Source organism: Trichloromonas sp. (assembly GCF_041583255.1).
Taxonomy (GTDB): Bacteria; Desulfobacterota; Desulfuromonadia; order Desulfuromonadales; family Trichloromonadaceae; genus Trichloromonas.
Map to the genome: position 1 here is coordinate 1 of NZ_JBFHGD010000271.1, position 3,729 is coordinate 3,729.

5 protein-coding genes are annotated in these 3,729 nt (G+C 57.3%); all 5 read left to right on the forward strand.

Going from position 1 to position 3,729, the window contains the following annotated elements:
- Positions 1-451 (forward strand): hypothetical protein (locus ABYV89_RS15360; RefSeq protein ID WP_432823811.1); only part of this gene is annotated, 451 nt, incomplete at its 5' end.
- A 16-nt stretch (positions 452-467) separates the two neighbouring features.
- Positions 468-839, forward strand: a complete 372-nt coding sequence (locus ABYV89_RS15365) for a nucleotide pyrophosphohydrolase (protein ID WP_432823812.1) — start codon at positions 468-470, stop codon at positions 837-839.
- Entirely contained in the window at positions 836-1,840 is a 1,005-nt protein-coding gene (locus ABYV89_RS15370; protein ID WP_432823813.1) for a helix-turn-helix transcriptional regulator, read from the forward strand. The genes ABYV89_RS15365 and ABYV89_RS15370 overlap by 4 nt, the downstream gene beginning before the upstream one ends.
- Positions 1,841-2,354: 514 nt before the next feature.
- Entirely contained in the window at positions 2,355-3,140 is a 786-nt protein-coding gene (locus ABYV89_RS15375; protein WP_432823814.1) for an ABC transporter permease, read from the forward strand.
- The coding region (locus tag ABYV89_RS15380) for an ABC transporter ATP-binding protein (protein ID WP_432823815.1) at positions 3,137-3,729 on the forward strand (593 nt) is incomplete at its 3' end. The genes ABYV89_RS15375 and ABYV89_RS15380, both read left to right, overlap by 4 nt.

Below are 3,729 nucleotides of genomic sequence, written 5' to 3' on the forward strand. Positions count from 1 at the left end.
CGACATCGAGCTGGCCTCTTTTCCCACTGGCGGCGAGGGGCGGCTGGGCCGCTGCGAGGGGAGCCGAGGTATGGTCTTCGAGGGAGCCTACAAGTCGCTCGAGATCGTTGATTGCCAGGATGTTCGGATAAATAACGTGGCCGCCGAGTCGGTCAGGCTGGTCCGTTCCAGTGCGATTATCGACAAGGGCCTGATTACCGGTAACGACGTCGGCCTGCGGATCGAAGGTTCCACGGTGACGGCCAACGGCTTGCGCATCGAGGCGCCGGTGGCGCTGACGGCTTCGAATTCGCGGCTCGATCTGGCCGGGGTGCGGCTCAACGGGAGCCGGGCCGCGGTGACCACCGACAGCCAGGTGACCCTGCTCTTCTCCGTCAGCCGGATCCAAAGTCCGCACGGCAGCGGTACCATCCACGGGCTGCGCGAACTGGTGGCCGGCGAAGCTCTCTAAGCCTACAGGAGGATCGATGAACGACCGGGATACAACACTGCAGCAGCTCAAAGAGCGGATGGCGGATTTCGTACGGGAGCGGGATTGGGAGCAGTATCACACGCCGAAAAACCTCAGCATGTCCATCGCCATCGAAGCGGCTGAGCTGATGGAGCATTTTCAGTGGCTGACCGTCGAGGCGTCGAAAAGACTTCCAGTCGAAGCCCTGGCCGACATTGGCGAGGAGCTGGCGGATATCGTCATCTATTCCCTGTCGCTGGCCAACACGCTCCAACTTGACCTGGCCGAAACCGTGTCGAGGAAAATGGACAAGAATATCCGCAAGTACCCGAGTGAGAAAGTTCGCGGCAAGGCGCATAAATATACCTGGTATCAGGAGAACGAATGAAGGTTCCCGCAGGCAAGCGAGGCAAGCCGGCCAAGAAATACAGTCAGGCGGCCCGCCTGCACGATGTCATCCGCATTCTGCGCGCCCGCTTCGGTGCCACCGTTGACGAGTTGGCGGAGGAGTGCCAGGTTACCCGCCGCACGGTTTATCGGGACCTGAAGGCGCTGGAGGAAGCCGGTTACCCCTTGACCAGCGAACTGCAGCCTGACGGCAGGGTGCTGCACAGCTTCATGCCGGAATTCAAGGAGTTTCTGCCGGTTACTTTTTCGCTGCATGAATTGATGACCCTGTATTTCTGCCGCGGGCAGTTGGCGTTTCTGCAGGGGACCCCCTTTCAGGACGATCTCGAGGCGATCTTCGCCCGCATCCGATCCAACCTGTCGCCGCGCAATGTGGCGCACCTGGAGCGTCTCGCCCAGGCTGCGGCGCCCCGCTTTCAGGGGCTGCGCGATTACCAAAGCCAGCGGGCGGTGCTGGAAACGCTTCGCGAAACCCTGCTGCGCCAGTTTCGCTGCCGCGTTCGCTATGCTCCGGCCCGGCGTGCTGCCGAGGAATACCTGTTCGATCCCTACACGCTGCTCTTTTTCAAGGATTCCCTTTACCTGGCGGGCTGGGCTCACAACCGCAATGACTACCGGTTGTTTCTGGTGGATCGTATCCGTAGCGTTGAACTTCTTGATCAGCGTTTCGAGGTGCCGGACGATTTTTCGGCGGCCGACCTGACCGGCTCGGCATTCGGCCTGATCAACGAGGAGCCGATGCGGATCAGGGTCCACTTCTCCGCCGAAGTGGCTTACCTGATCCGTGAGCGAACCTGGCACCCCTCCCAGCAGATATCCGAAGAACCGGACGGAGCGCTGGTGCTCTCCTTTGAAGCCGGCGGCGAAAAGGAAATCCTTTCCTGGCTCTATTCCTATATTCCCCATGTCGAAGTTCTTGCTCCGGCCTCCCTTCGCGCGGCCTTTCGCGCTGCGCTGCAGCAGGTTCTCTTTTTTCATTAGGGGGCGTAAACCCTTGTGGGGGTTGAGACATTCACCCGTCCCTGTGGTGTTTTTAACTCTTGACCCTGACTCTTCTCTATGATAATTTCCACAGATTAAATTATGTAATTAGATGGGTTGAATTGTGGCATAGGCGGGTGACTGAAATATTCATGACTATCTATTTTTTGCCCCTGCCTTCTGAAGCCAAACGTCAACATTTCGTAATCCTTTTGGGGCGTGAAAAAGAATTGCAGTAACAGACTTTTTTTGTCCTTTGTTCTCAGGCAAAGCGTGAAGAAGGTGATGTTGTTTTCGCAAATTCTGCATTCCGTGCATTTGGGACGTTGTCTGTTTATATGAAGTTTTTCTCCCGTTCATTCCTGGCTCTCCAACTCAGGTTGCCTCCCTTGGGCTTCCGCCGGCCCATGCTTTCCCGTGCCATCCCTGATAAAAACAATTCCGGCTTCCCTGTGCTTACCCGTCATGATGCCCCGGCTTTTCGTGTCGGCATTGAAGCGAAGGGGGGCGGCAGATGAGCGTGCTTCTGGAAGCCGTCCGCATCCAGAGGAGGGTGGTCTGGGCGCTGATGCTGCGCGAAACCAAGACCCTCTTTGGCAAGCATAAGCTCGGCTATCTGTGGGCGCTGATCAACGCCTCCTTTACGCTTGGCATTTTCTGGGTTATCCGTGAGCTGGCCGGGGCGCCTGCGCCGCACGGCTTGTCTATGCCGGTGTTTCTGCTCGGTGGTTTTATCCCCTGGTATCTTTTTAATGAAACTATCACGGGAGCCATGAACAGTGTTGGCGGCAACCGTGCCCTGCTGGCCTATCCCCAGGTATTTCCCATTGATATCATTGTGGCACGGGCTTTGTTGCACGGGGCCATGTATATGTGTGTTTTGGTCTTTCTGCTCACTGTCGCCTGGCTCTGCGGTTATGTGATCGTGCTGCATGATCCGGCGGCCATGTTGATGGCCCTGACCCTCGCCCTGCTGCTCGGTTTTGGCGTCGGGGCCTTGTGCTCCTCCTTCAATCTCATGTGGCCGACCACGCGCCTTATTGTGCCGATGCTTTTACGGATTCTCTTTTTCACCTCGGGGCTCTTTTTTTCGGTGGAAATGGCACCTGCGTATGCCCGCGACATCCTTTTTTACAATCCCCTGTCGCATCTGATCGAACTGCTGCGCAACGGCATGTCGGCAGGGTATGAAAGCCGTTTTGTCTTTATGCCCTATGTGTTCGGGGTGGTTCTTTTTGTTTTGCCTCTGGGCCTGCTGCTTGAACGCTATTCCCGCCAGTTTTTGAATGAGGATTCATGATCGAACTGCGAAGCCTCTGCAAGCGCTATCGCACCACCAAAGGTGTCAAGACGGTGCTTGACGATATCAGCCTGGTCTTTCCGCCGGGGCGCAACATGGGGATTCTCGGCCGCAACGGCGCCGGCAAATCGACCCTGCTGCGGATGATCAGCGGGGCCGAGCTGCCGACCTCCGGCGAGGTGATCCGCACCTCCAGCGTCTCCTGGCTCATCGGCTTTTCCGGCGGCTTCCACGGCAGCCTCACTGGTCGGGAAAACCTGCGCTTCATCTGTCGCATCTACAATGCCGACATTCCGCGGGTAACCGCCTTTGTCGAAGAGTTTTCCGAACTCGGCGACTACATGGAGATGCCGGTCAATACCTACTCTTCCGGTATGAAGGCCAAGCTCGCTTTCGGACTGAGCATGGCCATCGACTTTGATTACTATCGCATCGATGAAGTGACCGCGGTAGGGGATGCTGTCTTCAAGAAAAAGAGCAAAGCCGAGTTTGATCGACGCAAGGACCGTTCCACTCTACTGGTCGTGTCTCATAGCGTTTCCACCATCCGCGAACACTGTGATGCCGCGGCCGTTCTTGACCGGGGCCG